23 protein-coding genes are annotated in these 22,135 nt (G+C 57.3%); 14 read left to right on the top strand and 9 right to left on the bottom strand.

Features of this window, described 5'->3' with window-relative positions; all coding sequences use genetic code 11:
• Positions 1–19: 19 nt before the first annotated feature.
• From AC2FD9_RS05145 to AC2FD9_RS05110, 8 genes are all read left to right on the top strand, one after another.
• A complete protein-coding gene (locus tag AC2FD9_RS05145; protein ID WP_496835722.1) occupies positions 20–1,009 on the top strand; it encodes a TraB/GumN family protein in 990 nt (329 codons plus the stop codon).
• Between the two features lie 106 nt (positions 1,010–1,115).
• Complete coding sequence (locus AC2FD9_RS05140; protein WP_472723122.1) at positions 1,116–2,036, top strand: manganese-dependent inorganic pyrophosphatase; 921 nt, start codon at positions 1,116–1,118, stop codon at positions 2,034–2,036.
• A 134-nt stretch (positions 2,037–2,170) separates the two neighbouring features.
• Positions 2,171–3,241, top strand: a complete 1,071-nt coding sequence (locus AC2FD9_RS05135) for a DUF389 domain-containing protein (protein ID WP_496835720.1) — start codon at positions 2,171–2,173, stop codon at positions 3,239–3,241.
• A gap of 109 nt (positions 3,242–3,350) precedes the next feature.
• On the top strand, positions 3,351–4,226 hold the full coding sequence (locus AC2FD9_RS05130) for a TIGR01459 family HAD-type hydrolase (protein WP_496835718.1): 876 nt from the start codon (positions 3,351–3,353) through the stop codon (positions 4,224–4,226).
• Between the two features lie 100 nt (positions 4,227–4,326).
• Entirely contained in the window at positions 4,327–4,770 is a 444-nt protein-coding gene (locus AC2FD9_RS05125; RefSeq protein WP_058275996.1) for a MaoC family dehydratase, read from the top strand.
• 116 nt (positions 4,771–4,886) lie between these two features.
• Positions 4,887–5,819 carry a bifunctional riboflavin kinase/FAD synthetase gene (locus tag AC2FD9_RS05120; protein ID WP_496835716.1) on the top strand — a complete coding sequence of 311 codons (933 nt, stop codon included), beginning with the start codon at positions 4,887–4,889 and terminating at the stop codon, positions 5,817–5,819.
• Entirely contained in the window at positions 5,816–6,289 is a 474-nt protein-coding gene (locus AC2FD9_RS05115; protein ID WP_058275998.1) for a YcgN family cysteine cluster protein, read from the top strand. Before AC2FD9_RS05120 ends, AC2FD9_RS05115 begins: the two co-directional genes overlap by 4 nt.
• On the top strand, positions 6,289–7,323 hold the full coding sequence (locus AC2FD9_RS05110; RefSeq protein WP_496835714.1) for a threonine aldolase family protein: 1,035 nt from the start codon (positions 6,289–6,291) through the stop codon (positions 7,321–7,323). Before AC2FD9_RS05115 ends, AC2FD9_RS05110 begins: the two co-directional genes overlap by 1 nt.
• Before the next feature lie 39 nt (positions 7,324–7,362).
• Here the strand turns inward: AC2FD9_RS05110 and AC2FD9_RS05105 are convergent, their stop codons facing one another.
• Entirely contained in the window at positions 7,363–8,175 is an 813-nt protein-coding gene (locus AC2FD9_RS05105) for an alpha/beta fold hydrolase (RefSeq protein WP_496835712.1), read from the bottom strand.
• A complete protein-coding gene (locus AC2FD9_RS05100; RefSeq protein WP_058276053.1) occupies positions 8,172–8,774 on the bottom strand; it encodes a 2-hydroxychromene-2-carboxylate isomerase in 603 nt (200 codons plus the stop codon). The genes AC2FD9_RS05105 and AC2FD9_RS05100 overlap by 4 nt, the downstream gene beginning before the upstream one ends.
• A 107-nt stretch (positions 8,775–8,881) precedes the next feature.
• On the opposite strand from AC2FD9_RS05100, the gene AC2FD9_RS05095 reads away from it, so the two are divergent.
• The 3 genes from AC2FD9_RS05095 (at position 8,882) to AC2FD9_RS05085 (ending at position 10,952) form a co-directional block, all read left to right on the top strand.
• Positions 8,882–9,901: a ribose-phosphate pyrophosphokinase gene (locus tag AC2FD9_RS05095; protein WP_496835709.1), complete on the top strand. Its 1,020-nt coding sequence runs from the start codon at positions 8,882–8,884 to the stop codon at positions 9,899–9,901.
• A 60-nt stretch (positions 9,902–9,961) separates the two neighbouring features.
• Positions 9,962–10,411 carry a ribose 5-phosphate isomerase B gene (gene rpiB, locus AC2FD9_RS05090; protein WP_496720853.1) on the top strand — a complete coding sequence of 150 codons (450 nt, stop codon included), beginning with the start codon at positions 9,962–9,964 and terminating at the stop codon, positions 10,409–10,411.
• A 259-nt stretch (positions 10,412–10,670) separates the two neighbouring features.
• A complete protein-coding gene (locus AC2FD9_RS05085) occupies positions 10,671–10,952 on the top strand; it encodes a hypothetical protein (protein WP_496835707.1) in 282 nt (93 codons plus the stop codon).
• Positions 10,953–11,404: 452 nt separating this feature from the next.
• Here the strand turns inward: AC2FD9_RS05085 and AC2FD9_RS05080 are convergent, their stop codons facing one another.
• From AC2FD9_RS05080 to AC2FD9_RS05050, 7 genes are all read right to left on the bottom strand, one after another.
• The gene (locus AC2FD9_RS05080; protein ID WP_058275511.1) at positions 11,405–11,755 is read right to left on the bottom strand and encodes an H-type lectin domain-containing protein; all 351 of its coding nucleotides are present in this window, start codon (positions 11,753–11,755) and stop codon (positions 11,405–11,407) included.
• Between the two features lie 117 nt (positions 11,756–11,872).
• Positions 11,873–12,283, bottom strand: coding sequence for a F0F1 ATP synthase subunit epsilon (locus AC2FD9_RS05075; RefSeq protein ID WP_058276005.1), 411 nt, complete (start codon positions 12,281–12,283; stop codon positions 11,873–11,875).
• Between the two features lie 12 nt (positions 12,284–12,295).
• A complete protein-coding gene (atpD, locus tag AC2FD9_RS05070; RefSeq protein WP_058275509.1) occupies positions 12,296–13,720 on the bottom strand; it encodes a F0F1 ATP synthase subunit beta in 1,425 nt (474 codons plus the stop codon).
• 20 nt (positions 13,721–13,740) lie between these two features.
• Positions 13,741–14,616 (bottom strand): F0F1 ATP synthase subunit gamma, encoded by an 876-nt coding sequence (locus AC2FD9_RS05065; RefSeq protein ID WP_058276006.1) that lies wholly within the window; start codon positions 14,614–14,616, stop codon positions 13,741–13,743.
• Positions 14,617–14,631: 15 nt separating this feature from the next.
• A complete protein-coding gene (gene atpA, locus AC2FD9_RS05060) occupies positions 14,632–16,170 on the bottom strand; it encodes a F0F1 ATP synthase subunit alpha (RefSeq protein WP_058275507.1) in 1,539 nt (512 codons plus the stop codon).
• Positions 16,171–16,731 (bottom strand): F0F1 ATP synthase subunit delta, encoded by a 561-nt coding sequence (locus AC2FD9_RS05055; RefSeq protein WP_058276054.1) that lies wholly within the window; start codon positions 16,729–16,731, stop codon positions 16,171–16,173.
• Positions 16,732–17,042: 311 nt separating this feature from the next.
• On the bottom strand, positions 17,043–17,777 hold the full coding sequence (locus AC2FD9_RS05050) for a class I SAM-dependent methyltransferase (RefSeq protein ID WP_109313357.1): 735 nt from the start codon (positions 17,775–17,777) through the stop codon (positions 17,043–17,045).
• Positions 17,778–17,838: 61 nt separating this feature from the next.
• Here AC2FD9_RS05050 and gloB point away from each other — a divergent pair, with 61 nt between their 5' ends.
• The 3 genes from gloB to AC2FD9_RS05035 all read left to right on the top strand — a co-directional run bounded on the left by gloB (position 17,839) and on the right by AC2FD9_RS05035 (position 22,129).
• On the top strand, positions 17,839–18,606 hold the full coding sequence (gloB, locus tag AC2FD9_RS05045) for a hydroxyacylglutathione hydrolase (RefSeq protein ID WP_496696194.1): 768 nt from the start codon (positions 17,839–17,841) through the stop codon (positions 18,604–18,606).
• A gap of 172 nt (positions 18,607–18,778) precedes the next feature.
• Positions 18,779–21,103 carry an ATP-dependent Clp protease ATP-binding subunit ClpA gene (clpA, locus tag AC2FD9_RS05040; RefSeq protein WP_058275504.1) on the top strand — a complete coding sequence of 775 codons (2,325 nt, stop codon included), beginning with the start codon at positions 18,779–18,781 and terminating at the stop codon, positions 21,101–21,103.
• 138 nt (positions 21,104–21,241) lie between these two features.
• A complete protein-coding gene (locus AC2FD9_RS05035) occupies positions 21,242–22,129 on the top strand; it encodes a YHYH protein (protein WP_496835705.1) in 888 nt (295 codons plus the stop codon).
• Positions 22,130–22,135: the final 6 nt, after the last annotated feature.

Genomic DNA, 22,135 nt, shown 5'->3' with positions numbered 1-22,135 from the left:
TCACACTGAAGATTCCGAGATGATCCTTATGCGCTTGTTTGCACCTCTGCTTTTCATATTCCTGCCCGCCGCCGCACAGGCCGCATGCGAAGGGAATGATCTGAGGCCGGGACTTAGCCCTGCGGTAAAGTCCGAACTGCAACAGGCAGTGGCCGATATCCCGTTTCCTGAAGGTAATCACTGGATCGCGTCCAAGGGCGACACGATCCTGCACCTTGTAGGTACGTTGCATGCCAATGACCCACGCATGGACGCAGTGGTCGAACGGCTAACGCCGGCCCTCAGCGATGCGGACGCGTTTTATTTCGAGGTAACGCAGGAAGAAATGGACGCGTTCGAACAAGACCTGGCCAAGGACATGAGCCCGGTGATGATCACCTCGGGACCCAGCCTGATTGACCTGATGTCCGAGGAGGACTGGTCTGCCCTGTCTAACGGGTTATCCGAACGCGGTATCCCTGGCTGGATGGCAGCCAAAATGCGGCCTTGGTTTCTAAGCATGATGCTGGGCATCCCCCCGTGCATGATGCAGGACCCCACTGCAAACCACGGGATGGACGCCCGTCTGGATCAGCTAGCTGACGAATTGGGCATCCCCAAACGCTCGCTTGAACAGATTGCCGATCTTATGAGTATGTTCGACAGCCACCCCATCGAAAAGCAGGTCCAGTCCCTTGTGCGGATGGCCGGCGCCATGGGCGGCAGCGAGGATCAACTGGCGACGATGGCCAACGCCTACCTGGAAGAGAAGCATGTCGAAATCATCCAACTCGCCCGCCTTCAGGGTTTGGAAGACTCGGGCTTGTCGCCCGAGATTTTCGACGAGGAATGGAAAGATTTCGAGCAAAAACTTCTGGTCGAGCGCAACAGCAACTGGATGCAGAAAATTCTAAACATTCAGGACCAAACTGTCGTGATCGCGGTCGGTGCCGGGCATCTTGGGGGCGACTACGGGCTGCTGAACCAATTGCAACAGACCGGGTACACCCTGACCCGCGCCCCGTTCTGACCCACCTCGATTTCAGACCAACCGCCGCAGCATAAACACTGTCGGGTGACAACCCCGGCGGACCGCCCTATAAGGCGCGCAAAATGATCACCCTCAGGACGCTGACATGACAACGCTCGTATTTGGACATAAATCCCCCGACACCGACTCCACAGGCTCACCTATCCTGTGGTCATGGTACCTGAACGAAATCAAAGGAGAACAGGCTGAGCCGGTTTTGCTGGGCGAACCCAACACCGAAGCGGCATTCCTGCTGCAGCGCTGGGACCTGCCAAAGCCGCGCATCATCGAGGACGTGGCCGAGGGCGCACCGGTAGTCATCGTGGACACCAACAACCCGGCCGAGCTGCCAGCCAGCGTAAACAGCGCCGACATCCGCGCAATCATCGACCACCACAAGCTGGTTGGTGGCCTGGAAACCAAAGGCCCGATCGACATCACCGTGCGCCCGCTGGCCTGCACGGCGACCATCATGATGGACCTGATCGGTGACGACGCCGCCAAGATGCCCGACGCCATCAAAGCCGCCGCACTGACCTGCATCCTGTCGGATACGCTGGAATTCCGCTCACCCACCACCACCGCACATGACCGCGCAGTGGCCGAGAAGCTGGCTGCCGAGCTGGGTCTGGACGTCGCGACCTATGCCGCGGAAATGTTCGCGGCCAAATCGGATGTGTCGTCTTTCTCGGACGCCGAACTGATCCGCATGGACAGCAAGGAATATGAGGTCGACGGTACCAAGTTCCGCGTTTCGGTTCTGGAAACCACCGCACCGGGCGTTGTGCTAGACCGCAAGGCAAGCCTAGCGGGTTCGATGGCTGACGTGGCCAAGGAAGACGGCGTTGATCAGGTTCTGCTGTTCGTGGTCGATATCCTGAACGAAGAGGCCACCCTGCTGGTGCCGAACGATCTAGTCAAAGGCGTCGCGGAAAAGAGCTTTGGCGCAAGCGTGGACGGCGATGCCGTAGTCCTGCCCGGCATCATGAGCCGCAAAAAACAGATCATCCCGAACCTCAAGGTTTGACGCTGACAAACATCCCAACCGAAAGGCGCCCCACCCGGGCGCCTTTTTTCTTTGCTACTAATGTTTTGCGCGAATGGCATCCGTTGGTAGTCTGCCATCAATAGCCAGACAGCGAATTGGGTCAGACGACGTTCATGAGTTCCCGCAAGTTCAGCACCACACGCGACATCCTGAGATTTGAAGGCAAGGACAAATCTGCCTATTGGCGACGGTTTGCCATGCTTCTGACCTTATCCGTGGTGATCGCCACGATGGGCATGCTGCGAGATTCCAGTGCGGTCGTCATTGCCGCAATGCTTGTTGCGCCATTGATGACCCCGATCCTTGGGGTTGCGGCGGCGATGGTGATGGGATGGCTGGGTCGCGCGTTCAAACTGGCTTTGATTGTCTGCGGTGCCGCGGTAATCAGCGTCTTGCTGGCGTGGCTTCTTGTCTATGTCGCAGACGTCCCGCGCGGCATTCTGATCCCCGATCAGGTTCTCGCCAGAACGGATCCGGGCACCGAGGATCTGATCGTTGCCCTCGCCGCCGGAGTGGCCGCAGCTTACGTTCAAATCAACCGGTCCGAGGCCAGCCTGCTTCCCGGTGCAGCCATCGGCGTGTCCTTGGTGCCACCTCTGTCTGCTTCGGGTGTGTTGCTGTATTTCGACGAGCCCGCCGAGGCCTATGAGGCCGGTCTTCTTTTTGCCACCAACCTTGGTGCGATCATTCTGTCCGCTTGCGCGGTTTACATCGTATACGCGGCGCGCGCGGTGGTTTTTAGCAAGAGTCGGCGCAAGCTGAACTTCACCGCAAGCGTGGTGGTGACACTGGCATTCCTGGCCTTCGTTGTCCTTCAACTGGGAAAGTCGACCTACAACCGTTACCTCGAAACCCGGACCGAAGCACAGTTGGCGCAAACGATCCGGGACTGGGCCGATCCGGTGTCGGTCGAGATCATCCGCGTGGACGTGAATGCCAAACGCAAACACGCCGATATTTGGCTGATCGTGGACCTTCCGATTGAAGCCGCTTATAAAGTATCTTCGATCGCCGGTTTGCTGCCCGAAACCCTGCGTGAGACGCCTTTGGTCGACGTACTTCAGAAAGAGCTGGGGCCGGGTTATCTGGTCGTAGTGCGTTTCCAGAACAGGATCGGCGCACAGATCATATTGGGCACCGAAAACGTCCAACAAGCACCCGATGTCGAAGAAATCGTCGAATGACACGATCAGACACACCGTGTTCGACCCGCAATTGGTATTGCGGGATGGCCAAGAGGTGAAAGCTTTGCCATAGCTGTCACAACTCAGAATTTCAGGTCCCGAGGCTCCCATGACCCAGATCATCCACACGCTTTCCGAGATTTCAGGCCGCTACAAGGCACTGTTCGTAGACCTGTGGGGATGCGTTCACAACGGCATCACTGCCTATTCCGATGCGGTCGCGGCTTTGCAAAACTACCGGGCGCAAGGCGGGATCGTTGTGCTGGTCACCAACTCACCCAAACCGCGTGCTGGCGTGGCTGAGCAGCTTGGACAATTCAATGTCCCCGCAGATGCCTATGACACCATCGCCACCAGCGGGGACTCGGCTCGGTCGGCCATGTTCCGTGGGGCGGTTGGTGAAAAAGTCTATTTCATGGGGGAATGGGAACGCGACGCGGGTTTCTTTGAGCCGCTAAAAATACTACACCATCCGATCCACATCGAACGTGTCCCGCTGGATGAGGCCGAAGGGATCGTCTGCTGCGGGCCGTTCGACCCAATGGCGGATCCGGCGGTCAATCGCGCCGATTTCCTCTATGCCAAGCAGAAAGGCATAAAGCTGCTCTGCGCCAACCCCGACATCGTTGTTGACCGGGGCGAGATACGCGAATGGTGCGCGGGCGCGTTGGCGAAGCTGTATACCGAGATGGGAGGCGAGAGCCTGTATTTCGGAAAACCCCACCCCCCGATCTATGATCTTGCGCGGCGCAGGCTGCAGGAATTGGGTCATGACATCCCTGATGGCGACATTCTTGTGATCGGCGACGGCCCGCATACGGACATTCTGGGCGGTATGGGCGAAGGGATTGATTCTCTGTTCATCTCGGGTGGTTTGGCCGCAGCGGAAACAAAAACTGAGCATCATCCGCACCATGAATCCCTAAGTGATTATATTGCAGAGGAAAACATCAATCCTACCTACACAATCGGTCGATTGAGGTAGTCAGAAAAGACTTGATTTTCTGCAACTGCGAAGTAATAAAGTTGCCAAACCGGGGCGACTTGAGTTGTTTTGTTGCCCATTGAACTCGAGTGAGGGCGACATGTTGGATAATCTTCCACGCGGCACGATCTGTATTGAAGACATCGAGATGGGCATGACCCGCCACCTGCGCAAAGTGGTGACGGACGAAGATATCGAGATGTTCGCGCAGGTTTCGACGGACCGGAATCCGGTACACCTGGACGACGACTATGCCCGCGATACGATCTTCGAAGGTCGTATCGCCCACGGCATGTTGACGGCGGGTCTGATCTCGGCCGTGATCGGCGAGCAGCTGCCGGGCCACGGCACGGTCTATATGGGTCAGTCTCTCAAATTCCTGGCTCCGGTGCGCCCCGGTGATATGGTCTATGCCGAGGTCAAAGTGATCGATATTGATTTTGCCAAGCGTCGCGTGAAACTGGATTGTCACTGTGCGGTCGATGGCAAAAAGGTGCTGGTAGGCGAAGCCATGGTTTTGGCCCCTTCGCGCAAGTTCGACTGAAGCCTCGATACATCTATCCTTTTGAAGGGCACTGGGAATGGTGCCCTTTTTTGTTGCGCGGCATTTGTACCAATCAGGTGCTTGAACCCGGTCACCAGTCCCGCTAGGCAAGCTACATGCAGATCATCCGTGATTTCCAGTTTGTCGAGCCAGAAGACCGCGGTGCCAGTGTGGCAATCGGGAACTTTGATGGCGTGCATGTGGGCCATCAGTCGGTGATTGAACTTGCACAAAGCGTGGCCCCGGATGCTCCGCTTGGTGTTCTGACGTTCGAGCCTCATCCTCGCGAGTATTTTGCACCCGATGCCCCACCTTTTCGTCTAATGCGCGGAAACGCACGTGCGCACCGGTTGGAGAAACTGGGTGTACAAAAGCTGTACGAATTGCCGTTCAATGCAGCGCTTGCCGGTCTGACGCCCGAAGAATTTGCCCGCAATGTCATCTGCGAGGGGCTTGGTCTGTCGCACGTGGTGGTCGGCGCGGATTTCTGTTTTGGCAAAGGTCGAAGCGGGACCGCCGAAGACATGGTCCGGTTCGGGCAAGAGATGGGGTTCGATGTCACCATTGCACCCTTGATGGAACGATCTGATGACGTCGTATCCTCAACCGGGATCCGCACCGCACTGTCTGATGGCCGCCCCCGCGACGCCGCGGCAATGCTGGGCCATTGGCACCGCGTCGAGGGCGAAGTGATCGGCGGCGAACAACGCGGGCGCGAGCTTGGGTTCCCCACCGCGAATATGTCTATCGAAGGATTGCACCCGCCAAAATTTGGCGTCTATGCGGTGCTGGTCGATGTGCTCGACGGACCTCATCAGGGCAGCTATCTCGGAGCATCTTCGGTTGGCGTGCGACCCATGTTCAACGGAGAAGTCGCGAATATAGAGACTTTCCTGTTCGATTTCTCGGGCGATCTGTATGGTTCAACCCTGTCCGTCGGCTTGGTCGAATACCTGCGCCCCGAGATGACGTTTGACGGGCTGGATGCCCTGATCGCGCAGATGGATGCCGATTGTGACAAGGCGCGCATCCTGCTGGCCGCGCTATGACCACCGATCCGATCGATCGCAAAGGCCTTGGCCCGCGGTTCTGGGAACGCAAACCGCTAACCAAGATGAACCAGCGCGAATGGGAAGCCTTGTGCGACGGCTGCGGCAAATGCTGCCTGAACAAGCTTGAGGATGAGGACACCGGCGAGGTCGCCCTGACCTGCGTCGCCTGCCGTCTGCTGGACGATGAGACCTGCCGCTGCACACAATACGACATCCGCCACCAATTCGTCCCGGAATGCATCGTGATGAAGCCCAACAACATCGACGATCACGCCTATTGGCTGCCCCAAACCTGCGCCTATCGGCTGCTGTGGGAAGGGAAACCACTTTACGAATGGCATCCCCTGATATCAGGTACACCGGACAGCGTACACGCAGCTGGCATGTCGGTTCAGGGGCGCACGGTGTCCGAGTTCGAGACCCCCTTGGAAGAGTGGGAAGACTATATCATTGAGGAACCCAGCTGATGTATTTCGCCTCTGACAATTCCGGTCCGGTTCACCCGCTGGTTATGGCCGCATTGAACGAAGCCAATCAGGGCTATCAAATGGCCTATGGCGCGGACACCCTGATGAACGAAGTGCGCGATCGTATTCGCGGAATCTTCGAAGCGCCTGGCGCGGCGGTCTATCTGGTAGCCACCGGGACAGCCGCGAATTCGCTGGCTCTGGCGACACTCTCAAACCCATGGGAAACCGTGTTCTGTTCACCCGTCGCGCATATACACGAGGATGAATGCAACGCGCCCGAGTTCTATAGCGGCGCAAAGCTGACACTGGTGCCGGGCGGCGACAAGATGGAGCCCGCAGCGCTACGCCGCTCGATTTTGGCCGAAGAAACACGTGGCGTGCACGGCCCCCAGCGTGGGCCCGTGTCGATCACTCAGGTGACAGAGCGTGGCTCGGTTTACTCACTGGCCGAGTTGCAGGCGCTGTGCAGTATCGCCAAAGAATACGACCTGCCAGTTCATCTGGATGGTGCCCGGTTCACTAACGCATTGGTCGCGCTTAATTGCTCGCCCGCTGAGATGACGTGGAAAGCGGGCGTCGATGCGGTCAGCTTTGGCGGCACCAAGAACGGGTTGATGGGTGTCGAAGCGGTAGTTTTCTTTGACGAATCCAAGGCCTGGGAATTCGAACTGCGGCGCAAGCGTGGGGCGCATCTGTTCTCCAAGCATCGTTACTTGTCCGCCCAGATGGCCGCATATCTGAACAATGATCTGTGGCTGCAGATGGCGCGACAAGCCAACGCCAACTGCGCGCATCTGGCCGATGGTCTACGCGGCAAAGGCGCAACCTTTCTACATGAGCCGCAAGCCAATATGATCTTTGCGCAGTTTTCGCGCGCGCGTCACAAGCAGTTGCACAAAGCGGGTGCGGTCTATCATCTGTGGGGCGCAGAGCTGGACGGTGCGGATGACGACGAGATCTTGGCCTGTCGACTGGTCTGCGACTGGTCGATCAACTCGGACGAAATCGACCGGTTCATCGGCTTGTTGTGATTTCGGGGATTAGGGGCGTCATCCTGTCCACAACATGGTTCAGGATAGACCACCCCAAAACTTTCGAATGACGGCAGCCGTCTGAACCGGGTGAGTGATTGGGACCATGTGGTCAGCACCCGAAACAACGCCCGTTCCGGCATTGGGAAGCCGCCGGGCAAGACCTTCTCCGATCGCGGGCATGACGGGGTGCGTCTCAGACCCGCTCAGGATCAGAACCGGCATAGATGCGCGGTCGAGAACGCCAGGGTTCAGCATCCCCTTCTGATCAAGGAACAAAGCGTCATCAACGGCGGGCACAACGTGAATACCACGGATCATTCCCGCGCGTGTCCGCTTTGGCAATTCGGGCCATCGTGGGCCGTCCTGTGCGCCCCACATCCGGTTGAACAAACGGGCGGCCTGCTCAAAATTTCCGGCCGCGAGCGCATCAGAGACAGGTTTCGCCTCTTCATCATGTTGCCGCACCAAATCGGGCGTGTCCTGAATCGCAACCGCAAAGAACACTGGCTCGATCAGGACCGCACTGCGGACCAGGTCCGGAAACTCGACAGCCAGCCGAAGGGCTAGCATCCCGCCAAAGGAATGCCCGATCACATCCATCGGTTCGGTCAGATGCGCGGCCGACAGTTGGGTCACTTGGTCAAAGAAATCCCCGTGCCCATCCCAATCCGCGCTGCGGCCATGGGACGGCATGTCGGGGGCCGTAAATGTCGCCTCGCCCTCTAGAGCCGTCGCCAGCCCCGACCACGCCCCGGAATGCGCGATTGTGCAGTGCAGGGCGAGCACCTCGCGCGCGCCCTGCCCCAACGTTCTGACAAAAGTGTTGTCTGCCAGGGGGGTGTCCCTCACCCCTTCAGTTCCGACATATGGCGGTCCAGATCATCCAGCCGGTCCTGCCCCCAGAACCGCTGATCGTCTTCGGTGATGTAAAACGGCGCGCCAAATACACCGCGATCCACGGCCTCTTCCAGATTGGCGGCATAAGTTTCCGCGCCCACCAGAAGGCCGCTATCCGCCAGCCCCGGATTAAAACCGGCCTTTGTCAGGCAATCGCGGATCACATCGTCCTGCGCGATGTCTTTCTCCTCGGCCCAACAGGCCCGCACGAAGGAATGCGCAAGTTTGCCAACATCCCCTGACCCGTCCTTGATCGCAGCGATGATCGCATATGATGACGGCGCCGCATTGGTCGGCCAATGCGCGGGCTGTAGATTGAATTCCATACCAAGTTGCTTGGACTGTCGCTGTAGTTCCTGCGCCCGATATTCGATGCGAGAGATGTGGCGGTCTTTGGGAGGAGTGCCCCCCGTACGCCCAAACAGAGCGACAATATCCAGCGGTTTGTAGTTGATCGTCGCGCCATGTTTCGCCGCCACCTCTTCCAACCGCATACCTGCAAGGTAGGTATAGGGCGAGAGTGTCGCAAAATAGTAGTCAATCTGGGTCATCTGCACTTTCTCCGCTGCGTTATCTTTGCTGGACGTTAGACCCGTGCTAAGCGGTGTCAACATCACGAATCTGTCACATTGCCATTGCTGCCCGGGGACCTCAGCCGATGCCGACACTCAACGAACCCAAGCTTATCGCTGGGAACGCCAACCTTCCTCTTGCCGAATCCATCTCGCGACGCATGAGCCTGTATCGCGGCGTCGATCAGAATCTGGTCGATGCGCGGGTCGAGCGCTTCAATGACGGCGAGATTTTCGTCGAAGTTTTCGAAAACGTGCGCGGCGAGGATATGTTCATTGTCCAACCGACGTCGAATCCGGCGAATGACAACCTGATGGAGCTGCTGATCATCGCTGACGCGCTGCGTCGGTCTTCCGCACAGCGTATCACCGCCGTGATCCCTTATTTTGGTTACGCCCGTCAGGACCGCCGCACCAAGGCGCGGACGCCAATCAGCGCCAAGTTGGTGGCCAACATGCTGACCGGTGCAGGGATCGAGAGGATCCTGACCATGGACCTGCACGCAGCACAGATTCAGGGGTTCTTCGACATGCCTGTCGACAACCTTTATGCGTCGCCGATTTTTGCGCTGGATGTGAAACACCAGTTCCAGGACAATCTGGACGAGCTTATGGTCGTATCACCTGACGTTGGCGGCGTTGCCCGCGCGCGGGAATTGGCCAAGCGCATCAACGCCCCCCTGTCGATCGTGGACAAGCGCCGCGAAAAGGCTGGCGAAGTGGCTGAGATGACAGTGATTGGCGACGTCAAAGACAAAATCTGCCTGATCGTCGACGACATGTGCGACACTGCCGGTACGCTTTGCAAGGCCGCTCAGGTCCTGCTGGATAACGGCGCGAAAGAGGTACATTCGTATATCACCCACGGTGTCATGAGTGGCCCGGCGGTCGAACGTGTGACGAATTCTGTAATGAAATCTTTGGTGCTGACCGACACGATCCAGCCTACCAAACAGATCACCAACGCCAAGAACATCCGCATCGTGCCAACCGCGCCTATTTTCACACAGGCGATCCTGAACATCTGGAACGGAACAAGCGTGTCTTCATTGTTCGAGGACAAGACACTGACACCGATCTACGAGTCGATGTATCACATGGACTGACCGAGTTGGGCGGCGTAACAGCCGCCCTTTTTTGTCAACACAGCAAGACAGGACGTACCCGTGACAGCCTCAAAACGCATTGTTCTTTCCAGCGACCACGCGGCTATCGAGCTGCGCCAAGCGGTCGCCGACCACATCGCAGCGCAAGGCTGGGAGGTCTTCGATATCGGCCCCAAGACGCCTGAAAGCACACACTATCCCGTCCACGGAAAAGCTGCGGCTCAGGCCGTTGCCTCGGGCGATTGCCACCTTGGGATCGTCCTGTGTGGTACAGGTCAGGGGATCATGATGGCGGCCAACAAGGTTCCGGGCATTCGCTGTGGCGTGTGTTCTGACGCCTTCTCGGCCCGCATGATCCGCGCGCACAACAACGCCAACATGCTGTCGATTGGCGCACGTGTCGTGGGTGAAGGTCAGGCCCTGGATATCGTAGATGCGTTTCTGGAGGCCGAGTTCGAAGGCGGGCGTCACGCAACCCGTGTGGACATGATCGAAGAAAAAGACGGTTAGGGCTCCGTTCCAAAGGCCATTCAAAGTGAAACTAAGTGCATCACCGCGTGTCCACGACACGGATGCAAACATGTAGCGCCTGCCCCCCTATGAACCGGGTGGGTGGTTCAGCCTAGCCGCCCGTCCTTGTCGCACACCCAGTTACAACGAGTTTCAACGTTGCGCCTGTTTGGGAAAACTCAGAAGCTGCCTCCCGACCAATTGTCACCACATTCCGTCGGCACGATGAAGTGATTTCGAAGCTGAAAGAAGATACCATATGTCAAACACCAATTTTCAAGATCGAATTCAACGCATCAACGCCAAAAGCCCACAGCCGAATTCTGCTCTTGCACAAAGGGCTGCCAAAATCCCGTCATCCCGACCAAATTACGGAAAGGTATTGATTGGCGCTGGGTTTATAAGCACCGGACAACATGCGGTAAGACAGGCGAACGAAAACTACGAAGCGATAAAGCAGAGCTACGGGATCGGTGCAGCAGCCGGGTTGGGGCTTGCGGGCGCGGTGGTGCTGGTGGTTGGCGTTGTCCTGATGTACTGAGGCTTCACTGCGGCCAATAAACAGGGGATCGAACCAATCTCCGACGGGTCAGAAACAGGCCCGGGTCAGAACCGCACGGCGTCCAAAAGGGCGCGGACGCTTAGTTCTGTTTTAGGCCTGATATTCGACGTTTGTGCATGCACAAGCTTAATTCTAGGAGCCGGAGCTACAAAAGTTGCAACCGAGACCGCGTATCAGTTCTTTCGGATTGCTTTTCATACTTCGGTTTTATTGCTTGTTGCCTCGATCGTCATTGGGTTAGTTGGCGTTCTTCTGCGCAGATATGCGCTGGTTCGAGTGCCGGTGTACTTTCTAATCGGTGCTTTGGCGACTTATTCGACCGTCCGCTTCACAGGATTTCCCATTCAGTTCTTGGAATATTTCAATTCTGCGCTGCAGTAACTATGAGCAAAAATAACAAAGGTATTGCCAGACCTTAGCCCCCGGATGCGTTAAGAGATATTCCAATCGTCGTCATGGGCCACCTCTCCGATGGCGGTCCATGTGACCCGTATCCGGGCGATCCGTGTATCGGACCATGTGCGAAAAACGGCGCTAAAGCCCTCTGGCGTGATGTCTTCAGCCGTGACTTCGGCGCGCAGAGCGGAAGATGTATCCACATCCCACAAAGAGACACCGATCTGAACCACCGGATTTGATCGGAAGGGTTGGTTGAACATAACGCTCGAACGCCGCTGGCGCGGTCCTTCGCCCGTCCACATTTCGCCACCATCGGCGAATTCGGAAAAAATAACTGCCTCGCCTTGGTCAATACCAATTGGATGGGTTCGAAACGTCTTCATTGATTTGTCTTTATCTATGTAATTCCGGACCTTAACCCGTCGCATTGATAAAATCACGATAAAAAAAACGGCCCCGTGTTTACGGGGCCGTTTCTAACTGTCGGAATGCGGTGAGCCTTACAGGCTCATATGCGTTCCAAGGGCTTCCATGTCGGCCAGCAGTTTGGCAGCGTCATCGACAATTGTCTGATCATCGCCTGCCTTGGCTGCTTCGTGCGAAGCACGCGCCTCGGCGACCAGATCGTCCAGATGCGACCGTGTCACTTCGGCGACCGGAATGGCTTTTTCAGCCAGAACCGACAGGCCATCGCCATTGATCTGAGCAAACCCGCCGGTGACCAGATATTCACTGGACCCTTCGGGTGCCTCGACCTTCAGGATACCCGGGCGCAGCGTCGTGATGGTGGGGGCATGATCAGGCATCGCCGTCATGTCCCCGTCCGCGCCGGGAAGCTGGACCGCGGTCGCGCTGAGCGAAGCAAGGCTCCGCTCGGGGCTGACGAGGTCGAATTGCATCGTGTTTGCCATCAGGTTTGCTCCTTAGGCGGCTTCTGCGGCCATCTTCTCCGCTTTGGCGATCACGTCGTCGATGCCGCCAACCATCAGGAAGGCTGCCTCGGGCAGGTGATCGTATTCGCCGGCCACAACGGCCTTGAACGACGCGATGGTGACATCCAGAGGAACCTGAACGCCGGGCGAGCCGGTGAAGACCTGTGCCACGTCGAACGGCTGCGACATGAAGCGTTCGATCTTACGGGCACGGGCCACGGTCAGTTTGTCCTCTTCCGACAGTTCGTCCATGCCGAGGATGGCGATGATGTCCTGCAGCGACTTGTAGCGCTGGAGGATCTGCTGAACGTCGGTCGCAACGGTATAGTGCTCTTCACCGACGATTGCCGGATCAAGCAGACGCGAGGTCGAATCGAGCGGGTCAACAGCAGGGTAAATACCCTTTTCCGAGATCGCACGGTTCAGAACGGTGGTCGCATCGAGGTGCGCGAACGACGTCGCAGGCGCGGGGTCGGTAAGGTCATCCGCAGGGACGTAGACGGCTTGCACAGAGGTGATCGAGCCCGACTTGGTCGAGGTGATCCGTTCCTGCATCGCGCCCATGTCAGTCGCCAGCGTCGGCTGATAGCCCACCGCCGAAGGGATACGGCCCAACAGGGCGGACACTTCGGAACCTGCCTGTGTGAAGCGGAAGATGTTGTCGACAAAGAACAAAACATCGGTACCGGTTGCGTCACGGAATTGTTCCGCAAGGGTCAGGCCCGACAGAGCGATCCGCATACGTGCACCCGGAGGCTCGTTCATCTGGCCGTACACCAGCGCGATTTTCGAATCTTCCAGCTTTTCGGGAACGATAACACCGGATTCGATCATCTCGTGATACAGGTCGTTGCCTTCACGGGTCCGTTCACCAACACCCGCGAACACGGACACGCCCGAGTGCACTTTGGCGATGTTGTTGATCAGCTCCATGATCAGAACTGTTTTACCAACGCCGGCTCCGCCGAACAGACCGATCTTACCGCCTTTGGCGTAAGGGGCCAGCAGGTCAACAACCTTGATGCCGGTAACCAGAACTTCGGATTCCGTTGCCTGATCCGAAAAGTCTGGCGCAGGCTGGTGAATGGCGCGCGTTTCTTTGGTTTCAACGGGGCCTTTTTCGTCGATAGGTTCGCCCACAACGTTCAGGATTCGTCCCAGTGTTGCGTTGCCGACCGGAACCGCGATCGGTGCGCCAGTGTCAGTTACAGCTTCGCCGCGAACCAGACCTTCGGTTGCGTCCATCGCAATGGTGCGGACAGTGTTTTCGCCCAGATGCTGTGCAACCTCCAGAACCAGCTTTTTGCCGTTGTTGGTTGTATCCAGCGCGTTCAGAATTTCTGGCAGCTGATCTTCGAAGTGCACGTCGACGACGGCCCCGATGATCTGTGTGACTTTGCCTTTTGCATTCGCCATGTTTCGTCTCCGGTTTGTCTCTACAGCGCCTCAGCGCCGGAAATAATTTCAATCAGCTCGTTGGTGATCACGGCCTGACGCGAACGGTTGAACTGGATCGTCAGCTTGTCGATCATCTCACCCGCGTTGCGTGTTGCGTTGTCCATCGCGGACATACGTGCACCCTGTTCCGAGGCTCCGTTTTCGAGCAGAGCCGAGAAGATTGCAGTCGCAACCCCCTTTGGTAGCAGGTCGGCCAGAATGGCCTCTTCGCTGGGCTCGTAGTCGAACACGGCACCACTGTCGTCGCCCTCGGTATCCTCAAACGAGGCTGGGATGACCTGTTGTGCCGTCGGGATCTGGGTCACAACGTTGACGAACTTCGAGTAGAAGATCGTGGCAACATCGAACTCACCCCCATCGAAACGGGACAGGATGCCCTTGGCGATGTCTTGCGCGTTGGTGTAACCCAGACGCTTGACTTCGCTCAGGTCGATATGTCCAACGAACAGATCGCCAAGGTCACGCTTGAGCGCGTCGCGGCCTTTTTTGCCGACAGTCAAAACCTTGACCGTCTTGCCTTTCAGGCGCAGCTCTTCCGCTTTGACACGGGCCAGCTTGGCGATGCTCGAGTTGAAGCCGCCACACAGGCCGCGTTCAGCTGTCATGACAACCAGCAGGTGGACATCATCACTGCCCGTACCACGGAGCAGCTTGGGGGCGCTGTCGCTGCCCCCGACCGATGCCGCCAGCCCCGCCATCACGGCATTGAACCGTTCAGCATAGGGACGCGAGGCTTCGGCAGATTCCTGGGCGCGGCGCAGTTTTGCAGCCGCGACCATCTGCATGGCCTTGGTGATCTTGCGGGTCGATTTGACCGACTCGATCCTGTTTTTAAGATCCTTAAGATTTGGCATGTGCCCGCCTCTCCCTTAAGCGAAGGTTGCGGCGTATTCGTCCAGCGCAGCCTTGATCTTGTCGGAAGCGTCGCCCTTGATCTTGGGATCTTCGTCGGTGATCCACTGAAGCAGGTCGGCGTGCTTGCCGCGCAGGTGCGCCAGCAGGCCAGCTTCGTAACGGCCAACATCGGAAACGTCGATCTTGTCGAGGTAACCGTTGGTGCCGGCGAAGATGACACAGACGATTTCAGCGTTGGTCAGCGGCGAGTACTGCGGCTGCTTCATCAGCTCGGTCAGACGCGCACCACGGTTCAGCAGCTGCTGGGTCGCGGCGTCAAGGTCGGAACCAAACTGCGCAAACGCAGCCATTTCGCGGTACTGAGCCAGTTCCAGCTTAACCGGACCGGCAACCGACTTCATCGAGTTGGTCTGAGCCGAAGAGCCCACACGCGAAACCGACAGACCGGTGTTCACAGCAGGACGGATGCCCTGATAAAACAGTTCGGTTTCCAGGAAGATCTGGCCGTCGGTGATCGAGATCACGTTGGTCGGAATAAACGCCGAAACGTCACCACCTTGCGTTTCGATAACCGGCAGAGCAGTCAGCGAACCAGCACCGAAGTCTTCGTTCAGCTTCGCCGAACGCTCCAGCAGGCGGGAGTGGAGATAGAAAACGTCGCCAGGATAGGCTTCACGTCCGGGCGGACGACGCAGCAGCAGCGACATCTGACGATAAGACACAGCCTGTTTCGACAGGTCATCATAGATGATCAGTGCGTGGCGGCCATTGTCGCGGAAGAATTCGGCCATTGCGGTTGCGGCATAGGGTGCCAGGAACTGCATCGGCGCCGGGTCGGACGCGGTTGCGGCCACAACGATCGAGTAGTCAATCGCGCCGGACTCTTCCAGTTTCTTCACCAGCTGCGCAACGGTCGAACGCTTTTGGCCGATCGCAACGTAAACGCAGTACAGCTTCTTCGACTCGTCGTCGCCTGCTGCATCGTTGTAGGTTTTCTGGTTCAGGATGGCGTCCAGAGCAACGGCAGTTTTACCGGTCTGACGGTCACCAATGATCAGCTCACGCTGGCCACGACCAATCGGGATCATCGCGTCAACCGATTTCAGGCCGGTTGCCATCGGTTCATGAACCGATTTACGCGGGATGATGCCAGGTGCTTTGACGTCAGCAACGCCACGCTCGGTGGATTCGATGGGGCCTTTGCCGTCCAGCGGGTTGCCCAGACCGTCAACAACACGACCCAGCAGACCGTTACCAATCGGAACGTCCACGATCGAGTTGGTGCGCTTGACGATGTCACCTTCTTTGATGTCACGGTCGGAACCGAAGATAACAACACCAACGTTGTCGCTTTCCAGGTTCAGCGCCATGCCCATGATGCCACCGGGGAATTCGACCATCTCACCCGCTTGCACATTGTCCAGACCGTATACGCGGGCAATCCCGTCACCGACGCTCAGCACGCGACCGATTTCGGCCACTTCGGCTTCCTGACCAAAATTCTTGATCTGGTCCTTCAGGATTGCAGAAATCTCTGCAGCTTGGATTCCCATTTATCCGACCTCTTTCATTGCATTCTGTAGGGAGTTGAGCTTCGAACGGATCGAGCTATCGATCATCTTCGAGCCCACTTTAACGACAAGACCGCCAATGAGGCTTTCATCAACGGTCGCATTTATTGTCACGGTCTTGCCCACACGCTCGGACAGCGTCTTGGACAGTTTTTCCAGTTGTGTCTTGGTCAGCGCCTTGGCCGACGCGACATCGGCGGTCACTTCGCCACGTTCGTCCGCCAGCATGTCGCGCAGAACCTGCACCAACTCGGGAACTACGAACAGACGGCGCTTCTGAGCCATCAGAGCCAGCGTGTTACGCATGATGGCGTGCAGACCCATTTTGTCAGCGATTGCGGTAATGGCGCCTTCTTGTTCGGCACGCGAAACCAGAGGCGATGCGATCAGGTCGCGCAGTTCGGCGCTTTCGCCCAATGCTGCTGCCAGATCGTTGATTCCGGTTTCCAGACCTGCGAGGTCATTATTCTCTTTGGCGATCTCAAAGATCGCGGTGGCATAGCGCTTGGCAATGCCTGTGGAAATCGAAGCTGGTTCGGACACGTCCACCCTTCCGATATTTTGGGCCCCGAATTCGCGTTGCGGCAGCTACCCCGGGGGCGTGAAGAAACCCCGGCCAGACGGTCGGGGATCAAAATCACCGGGGATGTAGCAGAGCCGAACCCAGCTAGCAATATATTATCACGGCAACAGGTTTATCCACAAAATGTTCAATTTCAATTACTTAAGGAGGGTGCGACCCTTTTATCCGGCTGAAACAGACGAAAAATGTTACGAAAGTGTAGGTTTTTGCGATTCCTGTGTCCTTTTTCCCTCAATTTTTGCGAATTGAAGGGGGGAAATGACCGGGCTGCTCAGGCTGGTTTCAGAAGGCCATCAAGCGCCTTTATCGGACGACGTTCGGCATCCTTTGCAACACTGCCGCTGGGCGGTCGGATGTGTTTTGTCACCTCAACCATAAGCACTCCGCCTGCCATGACTGTTGGCAGCCTTTGGCCAGTCTTTTCGATCAGGCTCGCCGACTTCAGCCAGAAACGGCGGAATGACGGCGGCAGATACAGAGCCGAGCAATGGCTTTCCGGGATGAAGTGATGCGCCTTGAGCTGACTTTCCAGCTGCGAGGCTGTGTACGGTCGGCCAAAGCCAAACGGGGTCTTATCCGTCCGAGACCACAAACCAGCCCGATTGGGCACAACAAAGAATGCGCGCCCCCCTGGCCCCAACACGCGCCAGCACTCATTTAGCAATTGGCTGGGCCGCTGCGAGGTTTCAAGCCCGTGCATCACAATCAGCTTGTCGACATGACCTGTTTCAATCGGCCACAGGGTTTCTTCGGTCAGAACCGACACATTGGGCATTCCGGCGGGCCAGGGCATGACGCCTTGCGGGCCTGGCATCAAACCGATCACGCGGCGGGCGTCCGCAAGATAAGGACGCAGCAATGGAACCGCGAAGCCGAATCCAGCAACCGTTTGCCCCTTGGCCTCGGGCCATTGCTCGATCAGTCGCCCACGGATCGCCGCCTGCGCGGCACGACCCAGAGTGCTGCGATAGTAGAAGTTCCTCAAATCCTGCACATCAAGATGCATTGCAGACACCCGGTCAATCGGCTTAGCTGGGCGCAGTCTAGCAACGAAAGGGCAAAAGGCCATGCCTCTTGAGGTCGTTACCATCCCATGTCTCAGCGACAATTACGCATTTCTGGCGCATGACGCCGCAAGCGGCAATACCGCACTGGTCGACGCGCCCGAAGCCGGACCCATTCTGGCCGAGTTGGACAAGCGCGGCTGGACATTATCCCATATTCTTCTAACCCATCACCATTGGGACCATGTGGATGGCCTGTCTGCCATTTTGGAAAAGCACCCGGCTAAAGTTGTTGGCGCGGCCTCCGATGCACACCGCCTGCCCCCGCTGGATCAGCAGGTCAGCGACGGCGATACGTTTGAATTCGGAAGCGAGCAGATTCGGGTGCTGGATGTGTCCGGCCATACTGTTGGCCATGTCGCCTTTTACATGCCGGACAGCGCAGTGGTTTTCACAGCAGACAGCCTCATGGCATTGGGGTGTGGACGCTTGTTCGAAGGCACGGCACCGCAGATGTGGGCCTCTCTCAGCAAGCTGGCCGCGCTTCCCGATGAGACAATCGTTTGCTCGGGCCACGAATACACGCAATCAAACGCAAAATTCGCTTTAACCGTCGATCCCACCAATGCCGCACTGCAAAAACGCGCGGATGATATTAACCGCGCTCGCGCTGCCGGAGAACCCACGGTTCCTTCGACGATGGCGCTGGAAAAGGCCACAAACCCGTTCTTGCGGGCCGCTGACCCGGCGATTCAGGCTCATTTGGGAATGCAAAATTCAGACCCCGCAGACGTTTTTGCTGAAATTCGGACTAGAAAAGACAGCTTCTAGTACCCAAATTGCCTTCCTCACGGCCACGGTCACGTGAAATGTGACTGTCAAGAGCAAGAAAACCCTTGAAGCCGGGCCACTATCAACCAAACTCTAATAGTATGAGGACATGGTTGGGATGGGGTTCCGGCCGAAGCCTGCCCCTTTCGACCCAAGACAGAGGAGCACCCGCGTGCCTTCATTCTCGAGCACATTAGAACAAGCCATCCACGCGGCCTTGGCAGCTGCGAATGAACGGCGTCATGAATTTGCCACGCTAGAGCATCTGCTTCTGGCGTTACTGGAAGAACCTGACGCCATACGCGTCATGAAAGCCTGCAGCGTCGATCTGGAAGAACTGCGCAGCACTCTAGTTGAATTCATTGACGAAGACCTGTCCAATCTGGTCACGGATATCGACGGTTCCGAGGCCGTGCCAACGGCCGCTTTCCAGCGCGTCATACAACGCGCGGCGATCCACGTCCAAAGCTCGGGCCGGACCGAAGTGACCGGCGCAAACGTTCTGGTCGCCATCTTTGCCGAACGTGAAAGCAATGCCGCCTATTTCCTGCAAGAGCAGGACATGACGCGCTATGACGCGGTAAACTTCATCGCGCACGGCGTGGCCAAAGACCCTGCCTACGGCGAAAACCGCTCGGTATCCGGCGCGGATCAGGTCGAGGAAGAAGCTCAACCTGGCGTTACCGAAGGCGAACAAAAGGAAAGCGCGCTTGGGAAGTACTGCATTGACCTGAACGCTAAATCGCGCGCAGGCGATGTCGACCCGTTGATCGGTCGAGCTGACGAGGTTGAGCGTTGTATTCAGGTCTTGTGCCGCCGCCGCAAGAACAACCCGCTGCTGGTGGGTGATCCGGGCGTGGGTAAGACCGCCATCGCCGAAGGCCTGGCACGCAAGATTGTTGGCGGCGAAGCGCCAGATGTGCTGTCTGAGACCACAATTTATTCTCTCGACATGGGTGCTCTGCTGGCAGGTACCCGCTATCGCGGCGACTTCGAGGAACGCCTGAAGGCGGTTGTGACCGAATTGGAGGACCACCCCGACGCGGTGCTGTTCATTGACGAGATTCACACTGTGATCGGTGCCGGTGCCACCTCGGGCGGTGCGATGGATGCGTCGAACTTGCTGAAACCTGCCCTGCAGGGCGGCAAACTGCGCACCATGGGCTCGACCACATACAAGGAATTCCGTCAGCATTTTGAGAAAGACCGCGCGCTGAGCCGCCGGTTCCAGAAGATCGACGTAAGCGAGCCTTCAGTCGAAGACAGCGTGAAAATTCTGCGCGGTCTGAAGCCTTATTTCGAAGAACATCACGAGATCAAATACACCGCCGATGCCATCAAGACCGCAGTGGAACTATCGGCCCGCTACATCAACGACCGTAAACTGCCCGACAAGGCCATCGATGTAATCGATGAGGCCGGTGCGGCGCAGCATCTGGTGGCTGAGAGCAAACGGCGCAAGACCATCGGGGTCAAGGAAATCGAGGCGGTCGTCGCCAAGATCGCCCGCATCCCGCCCAAGAACGTCACCAAAGATGATGCCGAGGTGCTGAAAGATCTCGAGGCATCGTTGAAACGTGTTGTATTCGGCCAGGATCTGGCAATCGAGGCGCTGTCCAGTGCGATCAAACTGGCGCGTGCCGGTCTGCGTGAACCTGAAAAGCCCATCGGCAACTATCTGTTCGCTGGCCCGACCGGTGTGGGTAAGACCGAAGTTGCGAAACAGCTGGCGGATACGCTGGGTGTAGAACTGCTGCGCTTTGACATGTCAGAGTACATGGAGAAGCACGCCGTCAGCCGTCTGATCGGCGCGCCTCCGGGCTATGTAGGCTTTGATCAGGGCGGTCTGCTGACCGACGGCGTCGACCAGCATCCGCATTGCGTGCTGCTACTGGATGAAATCGAAAAAGCCCATCCGGACGTGTTCAACATCCTGTTGCAGGTGATGGACCACGGTGAGCTGACCGATCACAACGGACGTACGGTGAACTTCCGCAACGTGGTGCTGATCATGACCTCGAACGCGGGTGCGCAAGAACAGGCCAAGGCGGCTATCGGCTTTGCACGTGACCGTCGCGAAGGCGAGGATACGGCCGCAATCGAACGTATGTTCACGCCGGAATTCCGCAACCGCCTGGACGCCGTGATCTCATTCGCGCCACTACCGAAAGAGGTCATCCTACAGGTGGTCGAGAAGTTTGTTCTGCAACTTGAAGCGCAATTGCTGGATCGCAATGTGACCATCGATCTGACCCCCAAAGCCGCCGCGTGGCTGGCGGAAAAAGGGTATGACGACAAGATGGGTGCACGTCCTCTGGGTCGTGTCATTCAGGAACACATCAAGAAACCACTGGCCGAGGAGTTGCTGTTCGGCAAGCTGGCCAAGGGTGGTGTGGTCCGCGTGTCTGTCAAGAAAGGCGATTTGAACCTGGATATCCTTGGCCCCGATCAGCCAAGAATTCCGGGCGACAAACCTCCGCTTTTGACCGCGGATTAAGACGCCGCATTCGCCTAACAAATCTAATCGCCCGGTTGTTCAGCAACCGGGCGATTACGTTTCGGCCACAAACTTTTTCGACGGAATAGCCAATTCTGCGCGTTTCATTGTCACTGATGAATTGCATAGGGGATTTTGATGACCAAAACCGTCGCCGTTTGGAGCGTAGCATTCGCCCTTTCCGCCGTTGCCGCCATAGCAACTGCCCAGCACAGATTTCGATATCACGACAAGACAGAAACGCAGCCACTGCGCCTGCAGGCCGCAACGATTGATCCGGGGCACAGCCACTCTGAAATCTCTGAGACCCGCAAAAGTATCCGCGTCTCGGCCAACGGGATCCCCGATCACCTTGTCGGGCGCTTTCCGAACCAAGGCAATCCGCACAGCATTTCCGAGCAGCGCGTCAACTTGAAAGTACCGACGAACCCGAAATCCAATCGATCCACCACCCCGCTTGAAATGGGATGGAACTTTGGCGTGTCTCTGAACGGCGTCGTGTTCGACCCGTTGGCCGCTGAGTTCTGGCAGGGCAATCCCCGCTCAGGCTGGTCCTACAATGCGCTTGGGGGCGCGGTCACTTTGGGGTTCGACGAAAACTATGCCCATGTGCAACCCAATGGAAAATACCATTATCACGGCATCCCCACGGGCTTTATTGAGTTGCTGAACTATACACCCAACCGACATTCACCGCTGATCGGATATGCCGCTGACGGCTTCCCGATTTACGCAATGACCGGCGTTTTGGATGGGAAAGTGACGCAAATGAAGTCGTCGTACAGATTGAAAGGCGGCAACCGCCCTGGAGGAAGCGCACCCGACGGAAAGCATGATGGCACGTTCAATGAGGACTACGCTTATGTAGCAGGCGCCGGAAATCTGGATGAATGTAACGGAGCCTTTACGATTTCGCCTGAGTATCCATCTGGAACGTATGCCTATTTCCTGACTGAAAGTTACCCGGTCGTCCCGCGCTGCTTTGCGGGTAAGCCAGATAACAGCTTTCGGTTTGGTCGTCGCTGACCCGTA

The sequence above is a fragment of the Ruegeria sp. YTSC230 genome (genome assembly GCF_059609665.1).
This window is presented reverse-complemented; position numbering and strand designations above follow the sequence as displayed.

Bases quoted from the DNA above. Each gene is read 5' to 3' on its own strand.
- AC2FD9_RS05080 (WP_058275511.1), bottom strand. From the start codon at position 11,755: ATGAAGACGTTTCGAACCCATCCAATTGGTATTGACCAAGGCGAGGCA.
- AC2FD9_RS05100 (WP_058276053.1), bottom strand. From the start codon at position 8,774: ATGACCCAGATTGACTACTATTTTGCGACACTCTCGCCCTATACCTAC.
- AC2FD9_RS05115 (WP_058275998.1), top strand. From the start codon at position 5,816: ATGACCACCGATCCGATCGATCGCAAAGGCCTTGGCCCGCGGTTCTGG.
- AC2FD9_RS05095 (WP_496835709.1), top strand. From the start codon at position 8,882: ATGCCGACACTCAACGAACCCAAGCTTATCGCTGGGAACGCCAACCTT.
- AC2FD9_RS05075 (WP_058276005.1), bottom strand. From the start codon at position 12,283: ATGGCAAACACGATGCAATTCGACCTCGTCAGCCCCGAGCGGAGCCTT.
- gloB (WP_496696194.1), top strand. From the start codon at position 17,839: ATGCCTCTTGAGGTCGTTACCATCCCATGTCTCAGCGACAATTACGCA.
- AC2FD9_RS05125 (WP_058275996.1), top strand. From the start codon at position 4,327: ATGTTGGATAATCTTCCACGCGGCACGATCTGTATTGAAGACATCGAG.
- AC2FD9_RS05035 (WP_496835705.1), top strand. From the start codon at position 21,242: ATGACCAAAACCGTCGCCGTTTGGAGCGTAGCATTCGCCCTTTCCGCC.
- AC2FD9_RS05135 (WP_496835720.1), top strand. From the start codon at position 2,171: ATGAGTTCCCGCAAGTTCAGCACCACACGCGACATCCTGAGATTTGAA.
- AC2FD9_RS05140 (WP_472723122.1), top strand. From the start codon at position 1,116: ATGACAACGCTCGTATTTGGACATAAATCCCCCGACACCGACTCCACA.
- AC2FD9_RS05130 (WP_496835718.1), top strand. From the start codon at position 3,351: ATGACCCAGATCATCCACACGCTTTCCGAGATTTCAGGCCGCTACAAG.
- AC2FD9_RS05085 (WP_496835707.1), top strand. From the start codon at position 10,671: ATGTCAAACACCAATTTTCAAGATCGAATTCAACGCATCAACGCCAAA.
- AC2FD9_RS05145 (WP_496835722.1), top strand. From the start codon at position 20: ATGATCCTTATGCGCTTGTTTGCACCTCTGCTTTTCATATTCCTGCCC.
- atpA (WP_058275507.1), bottom strand. From the start codon at position 16,170: ATGGGAATCCAAGCTGCAGAGATTTCTGCAATCCTGAAGGACCAGATC.
- AC2FD9_RS05110 (WP_496835714.1), top strand. From the start codon at position 6,289: ATGTATTTCGCCTCTGACAATTCCGGTCCGGTTCACCCGCTGGTTATG.
- AC2FD9_RS05065 (WP_058276006.1), bottom strand. From the start codon at position 14,616: ATGCCAAATCTTAAGGATCTTAAAAACAGGATCGAGTCGGTCAAATCG.
- AC2FD9_RS05120 (WP_496835716.1), top strand. From the start codon at position 4,887: ATGCAGATCATCCGTGATTTCCAGTTTGTCGAGCCAGAAGACCGCGGT.
- atpD (WP_058275509.1), bottom strand. From the start codon at position 13,720: ATGGCGAATGCAAAAGGCAAAGTCACACAGATCATCGGGGCCGTCGTC.
- AC2FD9_RS05050 (WP_109313357.1), bottom strand. From the start codon at position 17,777: ATGCATCTTGATGTGCAGGATTTGAGGAACTTCTACTATCGCAGCACT.